The following is a 21,404-nucleotide window of genomic DNA, read 5'->3' as shown; positions in this document are numbered from 1 at the left end:
CTTTAACGACGAAATTGCGAGATTTATTAGCGCCTAACTCGGCACAAATTTTGTCTAGCTTTAATTGATATGCTAAATTACACGACGGCCCCACAGTGTGTCAATGGCCAATAAACATCAGGTAATATATGCAACAAGGCTTATTTAACGCAAAAGACAACAAAGTTACTCCACTTGCCCATCAAGTAAGGCCTAAAAGTAGGCAGGATTACGAAGGCTTTGACGCACTTGCGAAGCGTTTTCCATTCCTACGTGGAGAAAATATCCCCTCTCTCATTATCTGGGGACCTCCGGGAAGTGGGAAAACAACTTTGGCAAAAGTACTTGGCAGTGAAATAAACGCTAATTTCTACGAATTCAGTGCTGTGTTATCCGGTGTCGCCGACTTAAAGAAGCTCATTCAAAAGGCCCAAGAAGAGGCCCGTGACTTTCAACGAAAGTCCATTATCTTTATCGACGAAATTCACCGTTTCAATAAGGCCCAACAAGATGCTCTTCTTCCTCACGTTGAGCAAGGTAGCTTTATACTAATAGGAGCAACCACTGAGAACCCACGACGTTCAGTCAATCGCGCACTTCTATCTCGAATGAAGATCATCGAACTCAAATCATTTTCTACAGATAAAATTCGCTCTCTAATAACGAAAACTATTGAAAAATTAGATCGTAAACTCTCACAAGAATATATCGATCTAATTTGTGACTATGCAAATGGTGATGCACGCATTGCTCTAGGAAGTCTTGAAATTATCTACTCCCTCGATCAAGACGTCGACTTTGAAACAGTTAAAAATATTATAAAAGAAAACTCTCGTAACTTTGATGCTGGAGGAGACCGCCACTACGATGTCATTTCTGCTTTTATCAAGAGTATGCGCGGAAGTGATCCTAACTCGGCCATTTTATGGCTTGCTGTTATGCTTGATGGTGGAGAAGATCCAGTCTTCATTGCAAGAAGGCTTGTGATTTTTGCGAGCGAAGATGTCGGAAACGCCGATCTAAATGCACTAACAGTGGCGACAAATGCTCTTCATGTTGTTCAAAATATCGGTATGCCTGAAGCACGTATTACACTGGCCCAAGCAACAACTTATTTAGCAAGCACAGTAAAGAGCAATGCTGCCTACATGGCCATAAACGAGGCCCTCGCTTACGTAGAAGACTCTCAAACAATTGAAGTTCCAGAGCACTTAAAGAACTTTCCCGATAAGTACCATAAAGTGAAATATCAATATCCACATAGCTTTGAAGGATCATTTGTCAGACAACAATACTCTCCAGAAGGTACGCCAAAATTTTATCACCCAAAAGAAATTGGTGTGGAAAATAATATTAAGAAACGTTTAACTGAGCTGTGGGGAGATTAATCCCAACGCGAATAAATAATGAAAGCATCAGTTTGTAGATCTTTTGTAATAAAGAAGAAACCAATATTTGATTCAATATAGCAGCTCATTGAATAGTCTTGACCAGGAACTAGCTCTAGGCATCGACTCTTTGCCCTTCCTGATGGCGTCTTTGAGAAGTTAATCGCATTCCTACTATTACAGCCATAAAGCTCTAGGGTTGCGCGAATAAGGGCAATTGATTCCTCAAGAGGCTTATCTTCAAGATCAATATCAACTTCATCCATATTTACTTTGAAGGCACGACTATCCACATTTAGGTCATATGTTAATTTCTTAATACAATTTAAAGATGCTTTTGTGTAAGCAGTAGCATTAAAAGATATTAGTAAACACGCTAGTAAAATGTATTTCATAATAAGTTCGCCCTAATAAACTATATTCTTTGTTAGAGAGTCTTATACAAAAGAGCTCCTCAGAAATCTACATTTTTCGTATATATTTAAAAAAATGACATCTTAGCAACGCGTCTAACTACTGTTATTAGGTAGATATGGATATTTTATTAGAGATACTTAATTTTAGTATTAGCCATTTTAATAGTTTTGTCCTATAAATGCTCCACACACAAAACATCATAGGGAAAACCGAGGGGTAAATGATGAAATTCACTATCGCACTAGCAACACTACTTTTCGCACTTACGACTAACGCAACAGAATTAAACAACTACTATCCAAAAGAAACTGAACTTCACCTATCAATGAAATCAAATAATAGTGAAGCTCTAAAAGAGCATCTTTTTGATGTACTAAATTCAATGCACCAAGAAACAAATGGTCGTGACCTATTAGGATGTGACTCAAATAAAAGAGGAAAGTGCTATAGACAAAGAAGCCTTGGTTATAAAGGTGCTAGAAAAGTTCTTTTCGGAAAGCTACACCTACAAGAAGATAACAATGGATATTTCATTGAAGATGTTTACTGCCAAAAGAAACTTAGAAGACGTCAAACACGTTCAATGGGACCAGGACAAATCCCTAATTCAAATGTTTTAAACTGTGAGCACACTTGGCCACAATCAAAATTCTCAAGAAGATTTTCAAAAGGTCTTCAAAAATCAGACCTTCACCACCTATACCCAACAGATTCAAGAGCGAACTCAGTAAGAGGAAATTATGAATTTGATAATGTTGATGGTTTCCCTGTAGATTATGAGAACTGTACAGCTTCTCAAACTCAAGGTAATGGTGCTTTCGAGCCACCTGCAAAACACAAAGGAAATGTTGCAAGAGCACTTTTCTACTTCTCTGTAAGATATGATATCCAAATCTCAAGTCACCAAGAACAAGTACTTAGAGAGTGGGATAAGCAAGATCCAATCGATGCTGAAGAACTAAAAAGAAATGAAACAATCTTTAGAGTTCAAAACAACAGAAACCCATTCATCGATATTCCAAACCTTGCTGACAGAATCAGTGATTTCTAGAAATCAACACTTTTAGATATAAAATTAAAAAGCCTTCTGAATAGAAGGCTTTTTTTTATTTAAATATACTTATTACTTTTTGAACTTCTTGCTGACCTCTCTCATTGAGTCCTTCAAGAAAGACTGTTGCAACAGCTGCATTGGCCAATGTTACTAAAACACTAAGAAAGAATAGAAATTTGAGCATGGGGAGACTCCTTTTCCCGTTAATAATATATTTGTAACATTCGTATAAAATTTTCTCAAATTGTAAATTATTAAGATTGTGTGAAGATAGAATTTTAAAGAAAATAGGAGTATAAGAAAGTATGTTTCAATTTATACGCAATCTATTAAATCAAAAAGGTTTTAACGCCAAGGCCAAACGAGCATTCACAAATTACTATCGCTTTGCAAGAGAGTCTAAATCGTATCTCTCTTATTGCAATAAGATGCATGGTATTGAGTGCTTCATGCAAAATAACCTCTCAAAAAAGCAATTTGAGGCCCTCACGGCACACTTTAAGCCCAATATGAAAGTTCTAGATATCGGCTGTGGAACTGGTGATCTCACCGAGTACTTTGCTAAGAATTATAAGTTAAAGGCCAAAGGAATGGACCTTGTCGAAAGTAAATTCAAATATAAAGAGGCCAATTTTGAAATGACATGGCTTGGAGAGAATGAGTATGACCTAGTCATCTCATTAGATGGCTTCTACATGCTAAATGATCTATATCGAACTCTTAATAAAGTAATGGATAGTCTTAAGCCAAAGGGAAAGTTTGTTCTTACCTACACCTCTGAGAGACCATTTGATAAATCTCGTCTTGGTAAGGCATTAAAAAAACGAAAACATGATGTAAAAGACTTCACTCAAGATGATAAGGTCTTCAACAATAAGGCAAAAGATCTTCTCGAAGAAATGAAGTCTTCTTTTATTGAAGAAGGTAATTCTAGTCTATTTCATACTAAGTACAACGAAATCAAGAAGAATGTTGATTCACACCAAAATGGAAAGATGTATCGCAGTCTAGTAACAATTTATAAGTAGTTAGAAAGAAGAAATGTTGGCCAAGAGTCTTATTTGTCAGGCTTTTGTGAACTTGTTTTACTTTGATATCTTCAAACTTTATATTTTAAAATATGAAGACTATCGTACTCATCTCTTTTGCTCTCTTTCTAACATTTAAAACCTTTGCAAGTGAAATCAATAATATTGCGATCTCAAGCCATGTGAATGAGTTTTCAATCGTTGATTCAAAATATGCAAGGGAGATCTTTCTAGGACTCCCTGTGAAAAACACCTATGCGGACCTCGTACATGGATTAGTCTTTCGCTATCATAAATACTTCTTTTGCGTTAGAGAGCCTTCACATAAATTTCACTGTCACCTCTACTTAAATGGCCTAGGACAAGGGAAATTATCCGCCTATGATACCGATACTGATTTTGGAAAAGGGGCAATTAGTGAGTTTTTAGGAACAAAGCGTGAAAATGGTAAAGCAAAAATCAGCTACGATAACAACCATCTAAGAATAAAATTCTCTGGAAAATTGGCCGAAAGGTTCTGGCTTAAACTCGATCTCATTAAAGATAGTTTTCATAATATAAATGGTAAAAAGTTTGAGCTAAGAAGTGGAAAGCATCTAAATTGCTATATGCATTCCGGTGAGAAGAAATCCGAATATAAATGCCAATTCAATGTTCCTATAAAAGAGAACATAAAAGACATAAAAAAGGACCTCATTTGAGGTCCTTTTTCTATATTAAAATGTTTTTATTCGCCTAGAATAACCCTTCCCAATCTGTTGTTTGAAGAGTGTTGATTACGTGTCTTAGGAATTTTGACCCGACTTCACCATCAATTAGTCTGTGATCGTATGTGTGAGTTGCATACATCATCTGACGAATAGCAATTGCATCATCTTCAGTAACAATTGGACGCTTCTTCATTGTACCAACACAGAAGATACCAAGTTGTGGTTGAAGGATAACTGGAGTTGCCATAAGGATTCCAAAAGAACCATTATTAGTGAAAGTATAAGTTCCACCTGACATATCATCTAGCGTAAGCTTCTTAGCTCTTGCCTTTTGTACTAATTCATCTAGCTTTCTAGCAATTCCTCTAATATTTAAGTTATCAGCACCTTTGATAACAGGAACGACAAGTCCGTTACCTGGAACAGCTACAGCACAACCAAGGTTGATATCTTTCTTCATGTGGATTTCATCACCAACAATTGAAGAGTTAACCATTGGGAACTCTTTAAGAGCTTGCACTAGAGCATAAAGGATGAAGTGAGTGTAAGTAAGAGAGAAACCTTCTTCTTTCTTAAACTGATGCTTAAATCCTTCTCTGAACTTAAATAGTTTTGTCATATCAACTTCATCCATCGAGTTAACGTGTGGAGAAGTCATCTTAGAAGCGATCATATTCTTAGCAATCGCTTTTCTCATATTATCCATTGGGATTACTTCAACTCTACCACTTGTCGAAGATGGTACAGAAGAGGCTTGAGGAGCTGGAGCTGTTTTTGGAGCTGCTGGTGCTGACTTCGTAGCCGCTGGCGCAGGAGCTGCCTTAGGAGCTGAGCCTCTACTTTCTAAGAAGTTCATGAAGTCGGCCTTATTAACACGTCCGCCTGCTCCACTTCCTTCAATATGTGCTAATTCATTAAGATCAACACCATGTTTTTTAGCAAGGTTTCTAACTAAAGGAGTATAGAAACGACGTCCACCTTTTGTCGTTGGACTTGGTTGAGATGAGCTTGCTGCCGGAGCTGATTCTTGAGCTTGGTTAACAGCAGGTGCACTTGCTGCTGGAGCAGAACTCCCAGCGCTTCCCTGAGGTTTTGATGGATCTGTTTCAACAGATGCGATTTTTACACCAACATCAATTGTCTCACCTTCTTCAAAGAGAATTTCTTCAATACGCCCTTCAAATGGTGAAGGGATTTCAGACTCAACTTTATCAGTCGAGATCTCAAGAAGAATTTCATCAATTTCGATCATATCACCTACAGACTTGTGCCATTTCGTGATTGTTCCATTTGTAATAGACTCACCCATTTGTGGCATAACAACATCTTCAAGAGTATCTGAAGATCCTGTTGCTGCAGGAGCTACTTGTGCTGGCTCAGCTGCCGCTGGAGCAGGAGCTGCTTCTTCAGAAGAACCTGATGCTGAAACCTCTGCATTCATATCATCGTCAACTGCTGCGATTTTTACACCAACATCAATTGTTTCACCTTCTTCAAAAAGAATCTCAACGATCTTTCCAGAATATGGTGATGGAATTTCTGATTCAACTTTATCAGTTGAGATCTCAAGAAGAATCTCATCGATTTCAATTGTGTCACCAACTTGCTTGTGCCACTTTGTAATCGTTCCGTTTGTAATAGACTCACCCATTTGTGGCATTACGATATCGTTTTTCATAATCTTTATCCTTATATATTAAAATTAAAAATTGATCGATCTTCCCTTAGCATTAAGTACAGATTCAGCTAAGAACTCTCCAAGAGTTGGGTGTGGATGAATTGTTGCAAACATTTCTTCGTCAACACCTTCCATTTGTCTAAATAGAACATACTCATGAATTAATTCTGTCGCGTGAGTTCCTACAATGTGAGCACCAAGCATTTCACCATCTTCACCCATTAGAGTTTTTACAAACCCATCAGTTTCATTAGATGCCATGGCCTTACCATTTGCAGAGAATGGAACCTTACCAGCAGTGTATTTAATACCTTGCTCTTTAAGAGCTCTTTCAGTGTAACCAACAGATGCAACTTGTGGCTGACAATAAGTACAACCAGCAACATTCATCTTATCTAGTGGGTGTGGATGCTCACCTGCAATTTTTTCAGCAGCGATGATTCCCTCGTGAGAAGCAGCGTGTGCTAGTAAAGGAGGACCCGCAACGTCACCAATAGCAAAGATATTTGGAATATTTGTTTGGTAGTTATTATCAACTACAACAAAACCTCTATCAGTTTTTACACCAACAGTTTCAAGTCCAATACCTTCGATATTTCCTGTCATACCAACAGCAATTAGTCCCATATCAAATTTGTGTTCAACAGTCTTTCCACCTTTAACTTCCGTGATTGTAATGTCATTTCCGTTATTTTTAGCAGATACTTTTTCAACACCAAGAGACATCTTGATTCCGTATTTCTTATAAGCTTTTTCAACAGCTTTTGAAGACTCTTCATCTTCGATTGGAAGAAGGTGTTTTTGTAGTTCAAAGATATGAACGTCTACACCAAATGCATTCCAGAAGTAAGCAAACTCAACACCGATAGCACCAGCACCAATGATCCCAATTGACTTTGGAAGCTCTTCCATTTTAATCGCTTCCCAAGCACCAATAAGTCTCTTCCCATCATGCTCAAGTCCAGGAAATGAACGATAGTGAGCACCAGTTGCAAGGATGATATTTGTCCCTTCAATCGTCTCAGTATGTCCTCTTTTAGAAGTAACTTCGACTTGAGTATTAGTTCGAAGTTTACCGTAACCTTCGATAACTTCGATTTTATTTTTCTTCATTAGGTAAGCAACACCACCAGAGATCTTATTTGAGATCCCCTTAGCGCGTTTAACAGCTTGACCACCGTCTAGGCCCTTAAGCTCAACATCGATACCTAAATCTTTCATATCTGCTAGCTCGTGAACACTGTGAGCAGCTTTAAGAACCGCTTTCGTAGGAATACAGCCACGGTTAAGACAAACTCCGCCTAATTCTTTACTTTCAACGATAGCAGTCTTTTTTCCAAGTTGGGCAGCACGGATAGCGGCGACATATCCACCTGGCCCTGAACCAATAACAATAACATCAAATTTCTTCATAAAATATTTCCTCAAACTATTGACCGTAAGGCCCATAATCAGTATTAAAAGTTTAATTTTAAGGTTCTTCAACGTACTAAAATTAATTAAAATTGGCATGACACATTGCTACGACATGCCAATATTTACAAAACGTTGGAAACCCCTACTACTAGCTTCATTAAAGGAATTACTATCAATTTTACTCAGAGCGAAATTAAAAATATCAATAAGTATTTCCCAGATGGGCTTATAGCAATAGATTTGGAAACTTCAGGGCTTTCTCCTTTAGTTGACGAAATTATCGAGATTGCGGCTATTAAAGTCGTTGGAAACAAAATAGAAACTTTTGAGTCCCTCGTAAAACCTAGAAACCCAATTCCTGAATTTACAACGAAAATCCATGGAATCACTGATGACATGGTTAAGGATTCACCTTCAATTGAAGAGGTATTACCTAAATTTCTCGAATTTTCTGGAAATACGCCACTTGTTGCTCATAATGCAAAATTTGATATTGGCTTTATTGTCTTTGCCATGCACCAGCAAAAGATTGAGCTTCACAAGGCCAAGGTATTCTGTTCATGTAAATTATCTCGTAAGTATGTGAAAGGAAGTGAGAATCATAAGCTTTCATCACTTTGTAAGCACTTTGAAATTCCACTAGAAAATCATCACCGAGCACTAGATGATACAATTGCCTGCCTTCGTGTCTTTGCAAAGACCCTTGATGAAGTGAAATCAAACCGTCAGCTAAAAGAAGGCGAAATCTTAAATATCCGTGACTTCACAAGGGCGAATATGGCCGAAGCACCTGAGATTATTCAACAATTACAAAAGAAGATAGCAAATCAAGAAGTAATCGATATCAAATACAAAGGTGGAAGCTACAAGGGTAAGTTTAGACCAATAAAACCTGTTGCTCTTCTACCGATGCCAGCTGGAGATGTTCTCTATGCCCATTGTTTACTCACTGATATCTATAAATCTTTTGCTATTAAAAAGATTCAAGATCTTCGTGATCATGTTGATAAAGACTCAAAGTAATTATATAAAGACGTCATGCTAGCAGGAAAACCACTTTCATATAAACTCCAATTTGTTGTGATCTTCATTATTCACATCGCACTTCTTTATTGGATCTATTGGCTTCTTCAAAATACGGGAGCACTCTCAACGATGAAAGTCATGCTTCACTTTACTGGGATTGCTATTTACGGTGCACTCTTAATTCGTGGATGTGCCGCTTGGGCAAAATGGCATCACCTCAATGACATAAAAAAACTTCACGACAAACAAGATAAAGAAAATAATCAAAAATGAGAAAAGGACTTCGCTCTACAAATGAAGTCAATTCGCACTTTGGTCTTAATCTAGAACCATCTTCATATGAAGTATTCATTCCAAGTCATATGAATGAACTAATTCAAAAAGAAGGACTTGAGGGCATACACGCAAAACAATTTCTCCCATCTAATTTAGAAAACTCAGACGATGGACTAGAAGATCCAATTGGAGATCAACAAAAATACGTCGCCCCCCAGCTTATCCATCGTTACGATAACCGAGCGCTATTTACACCAACGACAATTTGCCCGGTCATTTGCCGCTATTGTTTTCGCAAAAATGAATTAAGTAGTAAGCACGAAATTTTTAAGGCCGACTTTGAAAAAGTTATTTCCTATCTATCAGTTCATACAGAAATAAATGAAATAATCTTCTCAGGTGGAGACCCCTTTATGCTTTCAGCATCTAAGATAAAGTTCTACCTTGAAGAATTTAGCAAATTATCACATATACAGTTCATTCGTTTTCACACTAGAACACCTATTTCTTTACCAAAATATATTAGTGACGAATTTATTGAAGTTATTCACAAATTCAATAACAGATTTAACGATATAAATGTAGTTATCCACATTAATCATATTCAAGAAATCACAACAGATGCTATGGACTGTATCAAAAAACTGGGGGCACACTTTGGCCTTCTCTCACAGTCTGTCCTTTTAAAGGATGTTAATAATAATGTTAGAGACTTAAAGGATTTATTCCTTAAGCTTCATGCATTAAATATTCGTCCCTACTATCTTCACCATCCAGATCAGGCCAAGGGTGCCATGCACTTTTACCTATCAATTGAAGAAGGACGTGAAATATATCGTAAACTGCGTCGTGAAATTCCAGGTTGGCTTCTTCCGCAATATATTTTGGACTCACCTGACGGGTCGGGGAAGAAGAACTTATAATTTTTTAATTTTGAGTATTGACAAATTTTTTCCTCAGCAATATATTTCTTCCACTCAAATAAGCGCGTGTAACTCAGTTGGTAGAGTGTCACCTTGCCATGGTGGATGTCGCAAGTTCGAATCTTGTCACGCGCTCCATTCTCTAATCTAATTTAAGATACTACATACTAATCGAAGATACGCGGCGCTAACGCTTGCTTCACTTTTTGAACAAGTTTACAAGTTAATCGAAACTTTTCTTTGGAAAGAATTAAATTATATGCAAAAGAGAATGCAATTATAATTGGGACGTAATCTAGTTTTCAAAGGAGATAAACGTGTCAATTGAGCATATTATCCAAAAAAATATTGTAACAATTAACTCTGATGCTACCATCCACGATGCTGCAAAACAGATGTATGAAAAACATGTCGGAGCCATCATAGTAGTCGGTCACAAAGAAGGAAAGAAGAAAACTCCAATGGGAATTTTAACTGATCGTGATATCGCCTTATCTTTTGGAAAGAAAGGAAAGATAGAACCCTACTCGAAAGTAAGTGAGATCATGACCCCAAATGTAGTGATGTGCTCTCCTAAAGACAGTATCGTCGATACAATTAAGAAGATGCGAGCCAATGGCGTTAGACGAATCCCAGTTGTTAATGAAAGAGATCAACTTGTAGGAATTATTTCTGCTGATGATGTCATACAGAGATTGGGAAATGAACTTCACGATCTATCTGAGATTATCAATCTAGAAATAGAGAAAGAAGCCTATATTTCTAGTCCCGTAGAAAAGGATCGCCAACTCAATCCACAGATAAAAATTGTCATCTAGGAAAGAACTATGTTCAAAAATCGCAAAGAAGCAGGCCAACTTTTAAGTGAAGAATTTAAAGAGAAGCTACTTGAATTTAAGAATGTAGCAATCATTGCACTTCCAAGAGGAGGTGTTCCCATCGCATTTGAAATTGCGAAAATGCATAAGCTCCCCTTAGATATTTTCTGTGTTAAGAAGGTGGGAGCTCCAAATAATGAAGAATTAGCACTTGGAGCAGTTACGGAAGAAAGTATTGGCTACCTTAATCAGAGGATAATTAACCATTTAAATATTGATGACTTACAACTTCATCGTCTAACAAAGCAGAAAAAAGAAGAAGTAAAAAAGCAAGCTCAAGAATTTCGAAATAGCAGGCCACCGATTGACCTATCAGGGAGAAGTATCTTTATCGTTGATGATGGAATAGCAACAGGTGCAACAATGAAGGCGGCCATAAAGTTTTTAAAGAAAGACCATAATATAAAAAATATTTTTGCAGTTGCACCAGTTAGTTCACGTCAGTCATATAATGAAATTATAGACTTAGTTGATGATATTTTAGTCCTAGAGACACCACATAATTTTCTTTCAGTTGGTGAGTTCTATCTTGAATTTCCACAAGTTTCCAACAAAGAAGTTTGTGAGTATCTAGAGACATCAAATGAGCTAAGAAGACAGAAAGAAAAAAAAGATAGTATACGTAGATTTGAAAATGAAGGTGGTGCTATTTATGAATCACAAGACTTTACGATTAATAAAAAGCACTACCATTCAAAATAAGAATTAATTATTCATCATCTGCTAAATATTCAGTTCCAAGGTGAGCAAAACTCGTCCAAGGGAAAATATCTGAGACAACTTCTTTTATACTGTCGTTGATATCACCTGTATCTTCGATAAGAATTTGTGTCTCATTTAAATCAAAGAACGCATTCTCTACTGACTTTGAGACGATTCCAAATACAGAGAGACTTTTCTTAAAACTCTTTGTCTTAGAATTGATATCTTCAAAGTGTTCTTTAAAGTCACATATATAAACACTATTATTTTCAAGTTCTGTGCTTCCATCATAGACTTGAATATTAGGAACTGATTTAAATTCTTCGCTAATCATTTCTAAGAAATTACCGTTTCCTTCAAAGAAAAGAAATACTGGAGGCTGATTACCACGTAGTTCATCAAGAGAAGCTATGATCTTTTTCTTATCACTGAAAGATCCGACAAAGAAGCGGGCCTTAGTTTCAGGATTCTTAATATCAAAGCTCTTTTGGAATGAGCGATCGACCTTTGTTACAACTGGAGCGGCATTCAAGAAAGACATCTTAATCTTATTTTTAATTTCTTCTGCTCTTTCTTTTAAATTATTAAGTGCAGGCTTCTCAACAAAGTCACATGCACCGTTATTAAGAGTTTCTTGAGCATAACGAGTATCCTCACGTGAAGCACTTGAAACCACAACAACATTTGGGTGGCCAGAGCGGAAGTTCTTCTTTAAATATTCAACACCATCCATCTCAGGCATATGAATATCAAGAGTCATAGCATCGACCTTATTATTCTTTAAGAACTCTTGTGCTTCTAGACCATTCATTGCTGTTCCAACAAGTTCAAAGTCATCATCTTTTTCAAATATTTTTGAAAGTAGCTTAACAACTGAAGAACTGTCATCAACAACAAGCATTCTAATAGGCTTAGGAATGATTGGTGTTTTTGCAATTGGTGAAGTTCTAGGTACCGTCTTATCTTTAACGATAGATAGTGGTCTAGGTTTTTCAACAACTTTCTCTTCAGGATCAAGACAATAAACACTTGGCGCCATTGTTTGAAACTCTAATTTTGTATGTTTTAAAGATTCACTAATACCAGTTATAAATAGAGCATTCTTGTGTAAAAACTTTGAGAAATTATTTACAATCTTTTCAATGGAAGTTTGGTCAAAGTAGATAAATACATTTCGACAAAATACGATATCGAATTTCTTTCCACCAATAAACTTTTCTGGTGCAAGAAGATTCATCACACCAAAGCTACAATTTTCTTTAATATGAGAATTAACTTTTGCAAACTTAGAGATCTCTCCAGACCCTCTCATCCAATTCCCTGTTAAGTAGACAGTAGGAATCGATTTAATTTCACGGTAACGATAAACACCATTTTGAGCAATCTTAACACTCTCTGGATCAATATCTGTTCCAACGATTTCATATTTCATACCTGGGTAATTCTTTAAGTGATGATTAAAGAACATGGCCAGTGAATAAACCTCTTGTCCACGACTACATGCTGCTGATAGAACACGTATCGTGCTATCTCCCCTCTTTTTCGCATTGGCTACAATGGAATCAAGATTTGTAAGGAGATATTCAAAATGAGTAAATTCTCTAAAAAAGTATGTATGGTGAGTCGTAAGCATTGAGATAAGTTGCGAAGACTCTTTATTATAGTTCTTAGTTAAATATTCATAATAAGATTCTGGAGTATGAGTACCCAAGGTCATCATGCGCTTTTTTAAACGACTCATAACCATAGATTGTTGCGCTGGACCCAGTATATTCCCACTTTCTTTTGAAACAATTTCAGATACATAATTTGCTAAACTGATGATATCCCAATCATTTCCCTTCTTAAACGCTTCACTCACAGATGCACTCCAAATAAAAAACTAACTCGACATTAAGTTCCTTAACTTTTCGACATCTTAAAAAAAAACTTTACTGTAATTACGACGACTTATGCATATTCTTTTGACTCTAAATAAATAGAAATGAATTCTTCAAGTAAGGTTTTGAAATCTTGTATACAGCCAATAAAAAATATCTCGAGTTTTTTTACACTAACTTATCTGATGAAATAATTTTTACGCCTAATTGGTCACTTAAAGCGGATTCTAACATTGTCTGAGCAATCCTCTTGGCCGGATTTAAACGCAACCTCTTAGGCAGTAGTGGACCTAAAATTTTTAAAAAGCTCTTGGCAATCTCTTCTGCAAAACGAAATTCATCCCTTTGGCCACCAATAAGCCCCGGTCTGACAATTGTTAAGGCATCAAAATTTAAAGACTGAAGTCCTTCTTCCACTAGTCCTTTAATTTTATTATAAAAAACAAACGAATCGCTATTGGCCCCCATTGCTGAATTTAATACGTAAGATTTAGCGGCGCATTCTTTTGCAAGCTTTCCAAAAGTCAGGGGATACTCGAGATCAACTCTTCTAAATGCAGCTTTCGATCCAGCTTTTTTAATTGTTGTCCCCAAGGCGCAGATAACAACATCACATTTCCAAGAGCATACTTCTTCTTTTGTAATTTCATCAAAGTTAATTATCGGTGCAAAAAGCTTTGGATGTGCATCTATATTTTTACGTACAGGTGCAATAACTCTTTCTACACGATCATCACTTAAGGCCATCGACAAGATATGACTTCCAACAAGTCCTGTAGCACCTAGAATTAAAATTTTCATATGACCTCGTATCAAATATTAACTAAATATATAATTTCAATTTATCCTATATTTTTCTACAATCAAGCCAAATGGTAAAACTTAAGCGATCTTTAAATACCTTTCAGGTAACAATGTATGGAATTGGTACAATTCTTGGTGCTGGTATTTATGCCTTAATTGGAAAGATTTCAGCAACAGCAGGAATGATGGCACCACTGTCGTTTATAGTTTCGGCAATTTTAGCAAGTATGACTGCTTACTCTTATACTCAATTAGTTAAATTATTTCCCAAAAGTGCAGGAGAAGCCGAGTATATCTTTCAAGGATTTCATAGCCTGTTGCTTTCAAATATTGTTGGCTGGCTTATTGCCTTTACTGGTGTCGTCAGTGCATCAACACTAATAAAAGGGTTTGTCGGCTATTTTCAAACATTTATTCATTGGTCAGATTTTTCAGTTATTTTTCTAATTATTATCTTAGTTACTGCACTGGCCATAAAAGGAATAAAAGAATCCATTAACATCGTTATCTTCTTCACTATAATTGAGATTGTTGGCCTTATTTTAATATGTGGGAGTGCATGGCAAGACCTCTCGGCCAATAAATTTATGCTTCCTGCATTATTACAAAATTTTTCGTGGTCCCAATTTCCAATGATTATATCAGGCGCATTCTTGGCCTTTTATGCATATATCGGATTTGAAGATATGGTAAACCTTGCAGAAGAAACAAATCTTCCTGGCCCAACTATAAGTCGCTCTATTTATATAGCAGTTCTTGTATCGACGATCTTATATGTTTTTGTGGCCTTAGTTGCAATTGCAAGCATTCCCTTAGATGAGCTCAATCAAAGTAAAGCGCCACTTAAAGATATGTACGTCCATCACGGAGGCAATGCCCTTGTCATCAGTGCCATTGGTATCTTTGCAATCTTTAACGGAATCATTGCTCAAGTGATAATGGCCTCTCGAATTCTTTATGGCCTTAGACACCCATTAAAATGGATGAATTTTTTATCAGTAATTAATAAAAAAACACAGACACCAATTAATGCAACTATTGTCGTTGCAATAATTATTTCACTCTTAGTAAGTCTCTTTCCTATAAAGACACTTGCTGCATCAACTAGCTTCATCATTCTAATCGTTTTTACCTTAATCAATCTTTCACTTGTTTCCTATCGTATTAAAAACCGTGAAATCCAATTTAGGTACTTAACCATTCCTATTATTGCCAGTATATCAAATATCGTCTTTCTAGCTTTTACTGCTCTCTACTAATTTACATTCAACAACCATTATTATTTAATAAATAGATATTTCATATACCAATACGGGGCATCAGCAATGAAACTTAAAGTTTTACTAATTCTTCTTTTCTTATCGTTAAATACAAATGCGCAATATTCATTCACAGAGTCACAAAGTACTCCAATGAATTGGAAATCTATTGAAAATGATTTTGCCCAAGTTATTTATCCAGAAAACTATAAGGATCGAGCAATCTACATGGCCAACCTAATAGAGCATTATTCAAAATATGTTGGACTTTCTTATGGTGTAAAAAAGCCTGAACAAGTGGCCTTGATCTATCGACCAGAGATGGCCAATCCAAATGGTTTTGTTACTCTTGCTCCACGACGTACTGAATGGTTTGACTCAGCACAATTTTCAAGTCGTCTTAGTTCTTTAGAATGGCACGAAATGCTTTCAATTCATGAATATCGTCACGTTATTCAACAAGATATTTTCAATAAGAAAACAGTGAAGTTTTTTGATATTCTTATGGGAGATACAGGACAACAGGTTCTTTCATTTCTTGCAAGAAAGCCTTGGTATATGGAAGGCGATGCCGTCTATACAGAGACTAAGTATACTCCAGCAGGTCGAGGACGCTCCCCTCGCTTTATGGCAAGACTTAAAGCGCTTCTTCTTAAAGGCGAGACTCCAACTTATGATCAATTTGTTGGTGGCACCTACAATGATCAACTTGTAAACTGGTATATCTATGGATATGTACTGGTTTCTTATGGGTATAAGAAATATGGTGATCAATTCTGGAATGTTGTAATGAATAATGTTACAGCAAGGCCTTATCCAAATGGAATTGTGGGAGCTATAGAAAATTCCTCAGGAGTGGATTTTTATGACTTCTACTATGCTGCCTTTGATGATCTAAGAAAAGAATGGATTGGAGATAAATTTAATAATCTTCCTGTTTCTGAATACAATGTAAAAACAAATCAATATAAGAATGGAGCTAACCTTTTCTACGTTGAGTACGACTTAGATAATCATTACCGTCTTATAAAAGAATCAAAAGATGAAAAGGAAGTTCTAACAGATATTGCTTATAGTGAAGACTTCACAAGACTTAGCTACAGTAAAGATTATGCAATTCAATCACAATTCTTACCTCATTGGAGATATGGTTTTAAAAGTTACTCTGACTTATCACTTATAAGCCTTAGGGATGGAGATAGAAAGTATATTACATCAGGTGAAAGATTATATAATCCACATTTCAACAAAGATGGCTCGAAAATTACAGCAATAAACTTTGATAAAAATGGAAAATGGATTATTCAAGAATTAAATTTAGAAGGTAAAAAAATTAGGTCTATCACAAATTCAAAATATGATTTCTTAGAAGCAATAAATCTCAATAATAATGAAGTTATCGCCATTGCGACAAGAGATGGGAAAGGTAAGACAATTGTTAAAGCAAACTATTCAAACAATCGAGTTCTAGAATTAATTCCACCTACATATAACAATCTCTATGCGTTAAATTATGATGGTAAAAACTCTGTTCTTTTTGAAGCTCAATATAAAGGGAAAATTGAAGTTTTCAAATTAAACACAACGACAAAATCGCTTGAGAAATGTACTGACTCAAATATTGCTTCATACTCGCCAACCTTTTCAAATGGTAATTTTTATTTTACTGAACAAACAATTAACGGAAAGAGAATAAGAAGCAGCTCACTTAATTCATGTCGAAGCCTTGGGATCAATTCTCTAGTTGATCGCAGTCAGTATTTTGCAAAGAATGACCCAAGTGACAGCTATAACAACTTTGAATTAATTGACATTAAAGATAGAAAAGAGATTCAAACAAAGAACTCAAATAATTATACAGAAGAAGATTATAGCGGGTTTGATTGGAGGTCTGCGACACCTCATTCTTGGAGTTTCTTTGTAGGTAATGGTTACGGCCTTAGCCTCTATGCAGATAATTATCTTAGAGACTTTAGCTGGAATGTAAATTTAGGTTATGAAGCTTCAGAAAACTCTCCCTATTCATCAGCAATAGTCGATTATAAAAGGTACTGGCCAATTCTAAGTGCAACCGTTGATCTTAGAGAGAGAATGGTAAGTCAACTTGCAAGTGATACTGATGACTATGGATGGGATGAGGTTGCTTATGGTATAAAAGTCGAATTACCATTCGTACAAAAGCATAATCTTTATAATTTAAATTTGAGTTTAAGCTACCAAGCTGAACAAGTCATGACTGATGAATATATCCAATACGACACTAAAGTTTCTGGTGAAGCGGATTTTATCAGACAATCAACAACACTATCATTAAGTCTATATAAGGACTTTACCACTCGTTCAATTATTTCACCTTGGAGCTTTTCACTTCTTGGGATGTACCAAGATGCTTCAACAGATGATGAAACAGGACTAGAAGATGACTATCGCTGGTTTGGATCGTTTTCAATAACAACACCAGGGCTTTTTACAAATAATGGAATTAAGATCTCAGTAATCGGTGAAGAATATGGTGATGGTGACAACTACCGCTTTCAACCATCTTCAAATGAATTTATGGGTTATGCATACTCTCGCGGATATGATTATTTTGCGTCTAAGAAGTATTTAAAATCGAGTGCAAATTATCTCTTTCCACTCTTCTATCCTGATTATAATATTGCGGCTCTAATTTATTTTAAGAGAATTTATTTGAATCTCTATTATGATATCACTAAGGCCAAATTATCAGATACAAGAAAGAGTATACAATTAAGTAGTTATGGAGCTGAGCTCGTCTTTAATACAAATATCTTAAGGGCATTACCTGTGGACTTTGGGGTGAGATATATTCATAAGTATGAAACACAAGAAAATGAATACGAAGGTTACTTAGGAACAAGTTTAGCTTTCTAATAAAAAAGGCCCTCTATCGAGGGCCCTTTAATCTAATCTTCTTTTTCTAATTTAAATTTCTTTCTAACTGAGCTCTTGATACTTTCTTCAACTAAACCACCCATCTGGGCCATTACTCTCATAGCGATATAGTAAGGCATTGGCTCAATTTCATTCATTGTTTCCTTAGCTGCAAGGTAATCTTCTGAAGTTACAACAGCATCTCTTGAATAAGGAATATAATTAAAAACAAGCTCTTCAATTTTTTCAACACGAGTTGAAGGTCTTGGATGCGTTGAAACAAGTAACTCTAACCAAGACTCTTGACGATCACCCATTGCTGCAAAAAACTTTGATAGGCCATATGGTGAATAACCAGCCTCGTGAGCGTATTGAACACCAATTTTATCCGCTTCAAGCTCTTGAAGACGACTGAATCCCATAAGTGGAATTTCTTCTAATTTATCATAGATATAATAAGCTGCTGCTGCACCAAAGATATTAAACTGTGCCCATACAAGTCCAGCTCCAACATACTTTGTAGCAATATTTTTTAAGTTTCTTGAAACAGATTCTGTTCCGTGACGTTCAGTAACGTGGGCCCACTCATGTCCAAGAACACCGGCTAGCTCAGCTTCTGTTTCGAGTGCTTCAATTAGACCTCTAAATACAAATACATATCCACCAGGTAAAGCAAATGCATTCTCAATTGGTGCATTGATGAAGTAAACCTTCGGTTCAAGATCAGGCATATCTGAAGCTTTTGCAATTTTAGTAAGCATCTTCTGTAAATACTCGGCCATTTCACCGTCTTTATAAACATAACCTGAAAATTGGCTACGGATTGCATAACTGGCCTCTAGACCCATATCTTTATCTGAATCGAATTTAAAGAAGTTACGGCCAAAACCATTATGTAGTCTCCCCTTCTCTCCAATACGATTGTGGTTCTTATATTTTCCTACGAACTTACATGAAGCTAAACTTTTAAACTTAGACATATCAATTGTTAATTCACTACCATCAACTTTAAAATCAACAGTATTAGAGCAATTAGTAAGTTTGAATTTTTCACCTTGAAGCTTAACACTTCCTTCTCTTCTTAAATCAACAGTTCCTTTTTCAGAGTTATAACCTCTTACCTCGAACTTCATATTGATTTCTGTAGCAGGTAGCTTGTTTACACTATTTGCATAGAAAGCTTCTGCATGAGTGTAATCTAGATCCATTGAAAGATTACGTGGATAAGTTCCTTTGATTTCAAATGTTTCTCCAGATGATCCATTGAAATTTAATTTTTGACTATTAACCTTGATCTCACCACTAAGTGCATCAGAGTCAAGAGAGTGTACAACCTTAACCGTTGTTATCTTCTCTGCATTACACGATACGAGTAACGCAAGAACCGCTAGCATACCTATATTCTTCATACCTATCTCCTAATGTTTGGAGTATCAGTATCAATCTTTAAGAAGTTATGCCATTGAAGTGTAAATAAGATAGGAATAAAAGAGGCAATCATGACTCTATGGACTCATAAAGCCTCTTAAGATGGTATAATTTACAAGGTTTTCCGTACATAAAATAGGAAATAAGAATGAGAAATCGACAAGAGAGCACTAAGTTTAACATATTGAAATTACTACTAGTTATTTGTATAACTCTCCCAAGCTTTGGAGATGAGATTAAGAGCTTTTTGGATGTGGCCAAGAAGCATGTTGGAGAATATGAAGTCATCAAATCAAATAGTCGATTCTGTGACTCAGGTACTCTCGCTTTTCTAAATTCTAGTAAACCTAAAGATGGCCTTAGAATTGGACAGACAATTTTCTTTGGCCCATTTTCAAAAGAAAAACAAATTGAGAAGACTTCTGACGGTTGCAAGTCGACATCTCGTTATAAGTTTGAAAATAACAAGGTAACTCAATTTTCTGAAATCATAGAATGTCCTAAAAATTTTAAAAAGCTTGAAGCCAAAAGTACTCAGGTATTAAGTTTTAGTGATGAGCAAGTCTCTTATCATTCAGTCGAGAGTAAGATCAAGTGTATATTTAAACGCAAAAAGGGAGGTAACTAATGAAGACTTTAGTTATACTCTTTTTAAGCTTTAATTTATACGCAAATGAAACGACTCCGTATTCGACAGCTCAATTTTTAGAAGAAATAAATGTTGTTATTGATCAAGTTGTGGCGCCTCCTGAAGAGCCATGTATAGACTGTAAAGTAGAAGATAATCTTATTTCAGAGGCAGATCCGTTACCGACAACATTTCGACGAGGCTCTCTTTATTTTAATAAGATGTGTGAGAACTTTGTAAAAGAAGATGGTAGCCTTGGTGTATGGGGAGATATGATTGTTAATTATATCGACAATACAGAGGGAGCATCGGATATCTACCTCTATGATGAAGTGAGAGGAATGACAGCAAGTCCATACACTTGCCCTAATTGGTACAATCTAAATAACCAGCAAAGAAAAAGGTTTTGGGTTTGGATGTTTGCTTCAATTGCACAAGTTGAATCATCATGTGATCCGACAAAAGTAAATACAGGGCCTGTTCCTGATGCCACAGATCGTCCAACGGGACTATTTCAGCTCAATCAAGTTAAAAGAAATAGAATGTGGCGCGGAGAAAATTGTAAGTTTGAAACTGGTTATACCGCAACAATCAAACCAGAGAATCAGATAAAATGTAGCATGGACATTATGATGGAAATCCTCAAAGGAAGACGCGGAATATATCGCGGCTCAGGTAGAATTTTTCCAACTAACTCTTATTGGGAAAAGTTAAGACCTAATCATAGTCAAACTGGTGGGCCTATTGGTGAGCTGGTTAGAAACTACCCTCCTTGTAAAGCAACCCCTTAAGTTATTAAATCTCTGTCAAGAAATTGAGTTTAAGCCTCAATTTCTTGGCAAAATAAAGCGATACCGGAAAGAATCTCTCCTATAAGTAACTAATATTAAATTAGTTAACAAAGTTAAGTTAAAATGTCGATAAACCACTGTACTAACAGGGGATTTAGTTGAACGTTGGCGAAAAATTAATATATTCTTTAGTCATCTCATTAAGCTTAATACTTAGCTCTAATATAGGTGCCTCTACAGACCT

The 21,404-nt window shown here is 36.0% G+C and carries 20 protein-coding genes and 1 tRNA gene; 14 read left to right on the top strand and 7 right to left on the bottom strand.

Annotated features, from left to right (window positions below; all coding sequences use genetic code 11):
- The first annotated feature begins 128 nt into the window (after positions 1-128).
- On the top strand, positions 129-1,367 hold the full coding sequence (locus ACN5L8_RS10415; RefSeq protein ID WP_419172989.1) for a replication-associated recombination protein A: 1,239 nt from the start codon (positions 129-131) through the stop codon (positions 1,365-1,367).
- On the opposite strand, the gene ACN5L8_RS10410 is transcribed toward ACN5L8_RS10415, so the two are convergent.
- Positions 1,364-1,762 carry a hypothetical protein gene (locus ACN5L8_RS10410; RefSeq protein ID WP_114705517.1) on the bottom strand — a complete coding sequence of 133 codons (399 nt, stop codon included), beginning with the start codon at positions 1,760-1,762 and terminating at the stop codon, positions 1,364-1,366. The genes ACN5L8_RS10415 and ACN5L8_RS10410 overlap by 4 nt on opposite strands.
- Before the next feature lie 245 nt (positions 1,763-2,007).
- Here ACN5L8_RS10410 and ACN5L8_RS10405 point away from each other — a divergent pair, with 245 nt between their 5' ends.
- A complete protein-coding gene (locus ACN5L8_RS10405; protein WP_162929683.1) occupies positions 2,008-2,835 on the top strand; it encodes an endonuclease I family protein in 828 nt (275 codons plus the stop codon).
- Positions 2,836-2,890: 55 nt separating this feature from the next.
- Here the strand turns inward: ACN5L8_RS10405 and ACN5L8_RS10400 are convergent, their stop codons facing one another.
- Positions 2,891-3,022 carry a hypothetical protein gene (locus ACN5L8_RS10400; protein WP_255509250.1) on the bottom strand — a complete coding sequence of 44 codons (132 nt, stop codon included), beginning with the start codon at positions 3,020-3,022 and terminating at the stop codon, positions 2,891-2,893.
- Positions 3,023-3,143: 121 nt separating this feature from the next.
- Between ACN5L8_RS10400 and ACN5L8_RS10395 the strand changes: the two genes are divergently transcribed.
- Both ACN5L8_RS10395 and ACN5L8_RS10390 read left to right on the top strand, forming a co-directional pair.
- Complete coding sequence (locus tag ACN5L8_RS10395; protein ID WP_419172988.1) at positions 3,144-3,866, top strand: SAM-dependent methyltransferase; 723 nt, start codon at positions 3,144-3,146, stop codon at positions 3,864-3,866.
- 92 nt (positions 3,867-3,958) lie between these two features.
- Positions 3,959-4,567: a hypothetical protein gene (locus ACN5L8_RS10390; protein WP_419172987.1), complete on the top strand. Its 609-nt coding sequence runs from the start codon at positions 3,959-3,961 to the stop codon at positions 4,565-4,567.
- Between the two features lie 34 nt (positions 4,568-4,601).
- On the opposite strand, the gene sucB is transcribed toward ACN5L8_RS10390, so the two are convergent.
- On the bottom strand, positions 4,602-6,254 hold the full coding sequence (gene sucB / locus ACN5L8_RS10385; RefSeq protein WP_419172986.1) for a 2-oxoglutarate dehydrogenase, E2 component, dihydrolipoamide succinyltransferase: 1,653 nt from the start codon (positions 6,252-6,254) through the stop codon (positions 4,602-4,604).
- Between the two features lie 24 nt (positions 6,255-6,278).
- A complete protein-coding gene (gene lpdA, locus ACN5L8_RS10380; protein WP_114705524.1) occupies positions 6,279-7,667 on the bottom strand; it encodes a dihydrolipoyl dehydrogenase in 1,389 nt (462 codons plus the stop codon).
- 135 nt (positions 7,668-7,802) lie between these two features.
- Here lpdA and ACN5L8_RS10375 point away from each other — a divergent pair, with 135 nt between their 5' ends.
- The 6 genes from ACN5L8_RS10375 (at position 7,803) to ACN5L8_RS10350 (ending at position 11,475) form a co-directional block, all read left to right on the top strand.
- The gene (locus ACN5L8_RS10375) at positions 7,803-8,693 is read left to right on the top strand and encodes an exonuclease domain-containing protein (RefSeq protein WP_419172985.1); all 891 of its coding nucleotides are present in this window, start codon (positions 7,803-7,805) and stop codon (positions 8,691-8,693) included.
- A 15-nt stretch (positions 8,694-8,708) separates the two neighbouring features.
- The gene (locus ACN5L8_RS10370) at positions 8,709-8,969 is read left to right on the top strand and encodes a hypothetical protein (protein ID WP_419172984.1); all 261 of its coding nucleotides are present in this window, start codon (positions 8,709-8,711) and stop codon (positions 8,967-8,969) included.
- Entirely contained in the window at positions 8,966-9,895 is a 930-nt protein-coding gene (locus ACN5L8_RS10365) for a KamA family radical SAM protein (protein ID WP_419172983.1), read from the top strand. The genes ACN5L8_RS10370 and ACN5L8_RS10365 overlap by 4 nt, the downstream gene beginning before the upstream one ends.
- Positions 9,896-9,957: 62 nt before the next feature.
- Positions 9,958-10,033, top strand: a tRNA-Gly gene (locus tag ACN5L8_RS10360).
- 179 nt (positions 10,034-10,212) lie between these two features.
- The gene (locus tag ACN5L8_RS10355) at positions 10,213-10,713 is read left to right on the top strand and encodes a CBS domain-containing protein (RefSeq protein WP_120405337.1); all 501 of its coding nucleotides are present in this window, start codon (positions 10,213-10,215) and stop codon (positions 10,711-10,713) included.
- Positions 10,714-10,722: 9 nt separating this feature from the next.
- Positions 10,723-11,475: a phosphoribosyltransferase gene (locus ACN5L8_RS10350; protein ID WP_419172982.1), complete on the top strand. Its 753-nt coding sequence runs from the start codon at positions 10,723-10,725 to the stop codon at positions 11,473-11,475.
- A gap of 7 nt (positions 11,476-11,482) precedes the next feature.
- Here the strand turns inward: ACN5L8_RS10350 and ACN5L8_RS10345 are convergent, their stop codons facing one another.
- Positions 11,483-13,336 carry a CheR family methyltransferase gene (locus ACN5L8_RS10345; protein ID WP_419172981.1) on the bottom strand — a complete coding sequence of 618 codons (1,854 nt, stop codon included), beginning with the start codon at positions 13,334-13,336 and terminating at the stop codon, positions 11,483-11,485.
- 187 nt (positions 13,337-13,523) lie between these two features.
- Positions 13,524-14,156 carry an NAD-dependent epimerase/dehydratase family protein gene (locus tag ACN5L8_RS10340; protein ID WP_419172980.1) on the bottom strand — a complete coding sequence of 211 codons (633 nt, stop codon included), beginning with the start codon at positions 14,154-14,156 and terminating at the stop codon, positions 13,524-13,526.
- Between the two features lie 71 nt (positions 14,157-14,227).
- On the opposite strand from ACN5L8_RS10340, the gene ACN5L8_RS10335 reads away from it, so the two are divergent.
- Positions 14,228-15,418, top strand: coding sequence for an APC family permease (locus ACN5L8_RS10335; protein WP_419172979.1), 1,191 nt, complete (start codon positions 14,228-14,230; stop codon positions 15,416-15,418).
- Positions 15,419-15,484: 66 nt separating this feature from the next.
- On the top strand, positions 15,485-18,313 hold the full coding sequence (locus ACN5L8_RS10330) for a hypothetical protein (RefSeq protein WP_419172978.1): 2,829 nt from the start codon (positions 15,485-15,487) through the stop codon (positions 18,311-18,313).
- Positions 18,314-18,345: 32 nt separating this feature from the next.
- On the opposite strand, the gene ACN5L8_RS10325 is transcribed toward ACN5L8_RS10330, so the two are convergent.
- Positions 18,346-19,722: a M48 family metallopeptidase gene (locus tag ACN5L8_RS10325; RefSeq protein ID WP_114705534.1), complete on the bottom strand. Its 1,377-nt coding sequence runs from the start codon at positions 19,720-19,722 to the stop codon at positions 18,346-18,348.
- A gap of 167 nt (positions 19,723-19,889) precedes the next feature.
- On the opposite strand from ACN5L8_RS10325, the gene ACN5L8_RS10320 reads away from it, so the two are divergent.
- Positions 19,890-20,369, top strand: coding sequence for a hypothetical protein (locus ACN5L8_RS10320; protein WP_114705535.1), 480 nt, complete (start codon positions 19,890-19,892; stop codon positions 20,367-20,369).
- Positions 20,369-21,160, top strand: a complete 792-nt coding sequence (locus ACN5L8_RS10315; RefSeq protein WP_120405345.1) for a transglycosylase SLT domain-containing protein — start codon at positions 20,369-20,371, stop codon at positions 21,158-21,160. The genes ACN5L8_RS10320 and ACN5L8_RS10315 overlap by 1 nt, the downstream gene beginning before the upstream one ends.
- The last annotated feature ends 244 nt before the right edge of the window (positions 21,161-21,404 follow it).

It is taken from the genome of Halobacteriovorax sp., assembly GCF_048381875.1.
Taxonomy (GTDB): domain Bacteria; phylum Bdellovibrionota; class Bacteriovoracia; order Bacteriovoracales; family Bacteriovoracaceae; genus Halobacteriovorax_A; species Halobacteriovorax_A vibrionivorans.
This window is presented reverse-complemented; position numbering and strand designations above follow the sequence as displayed.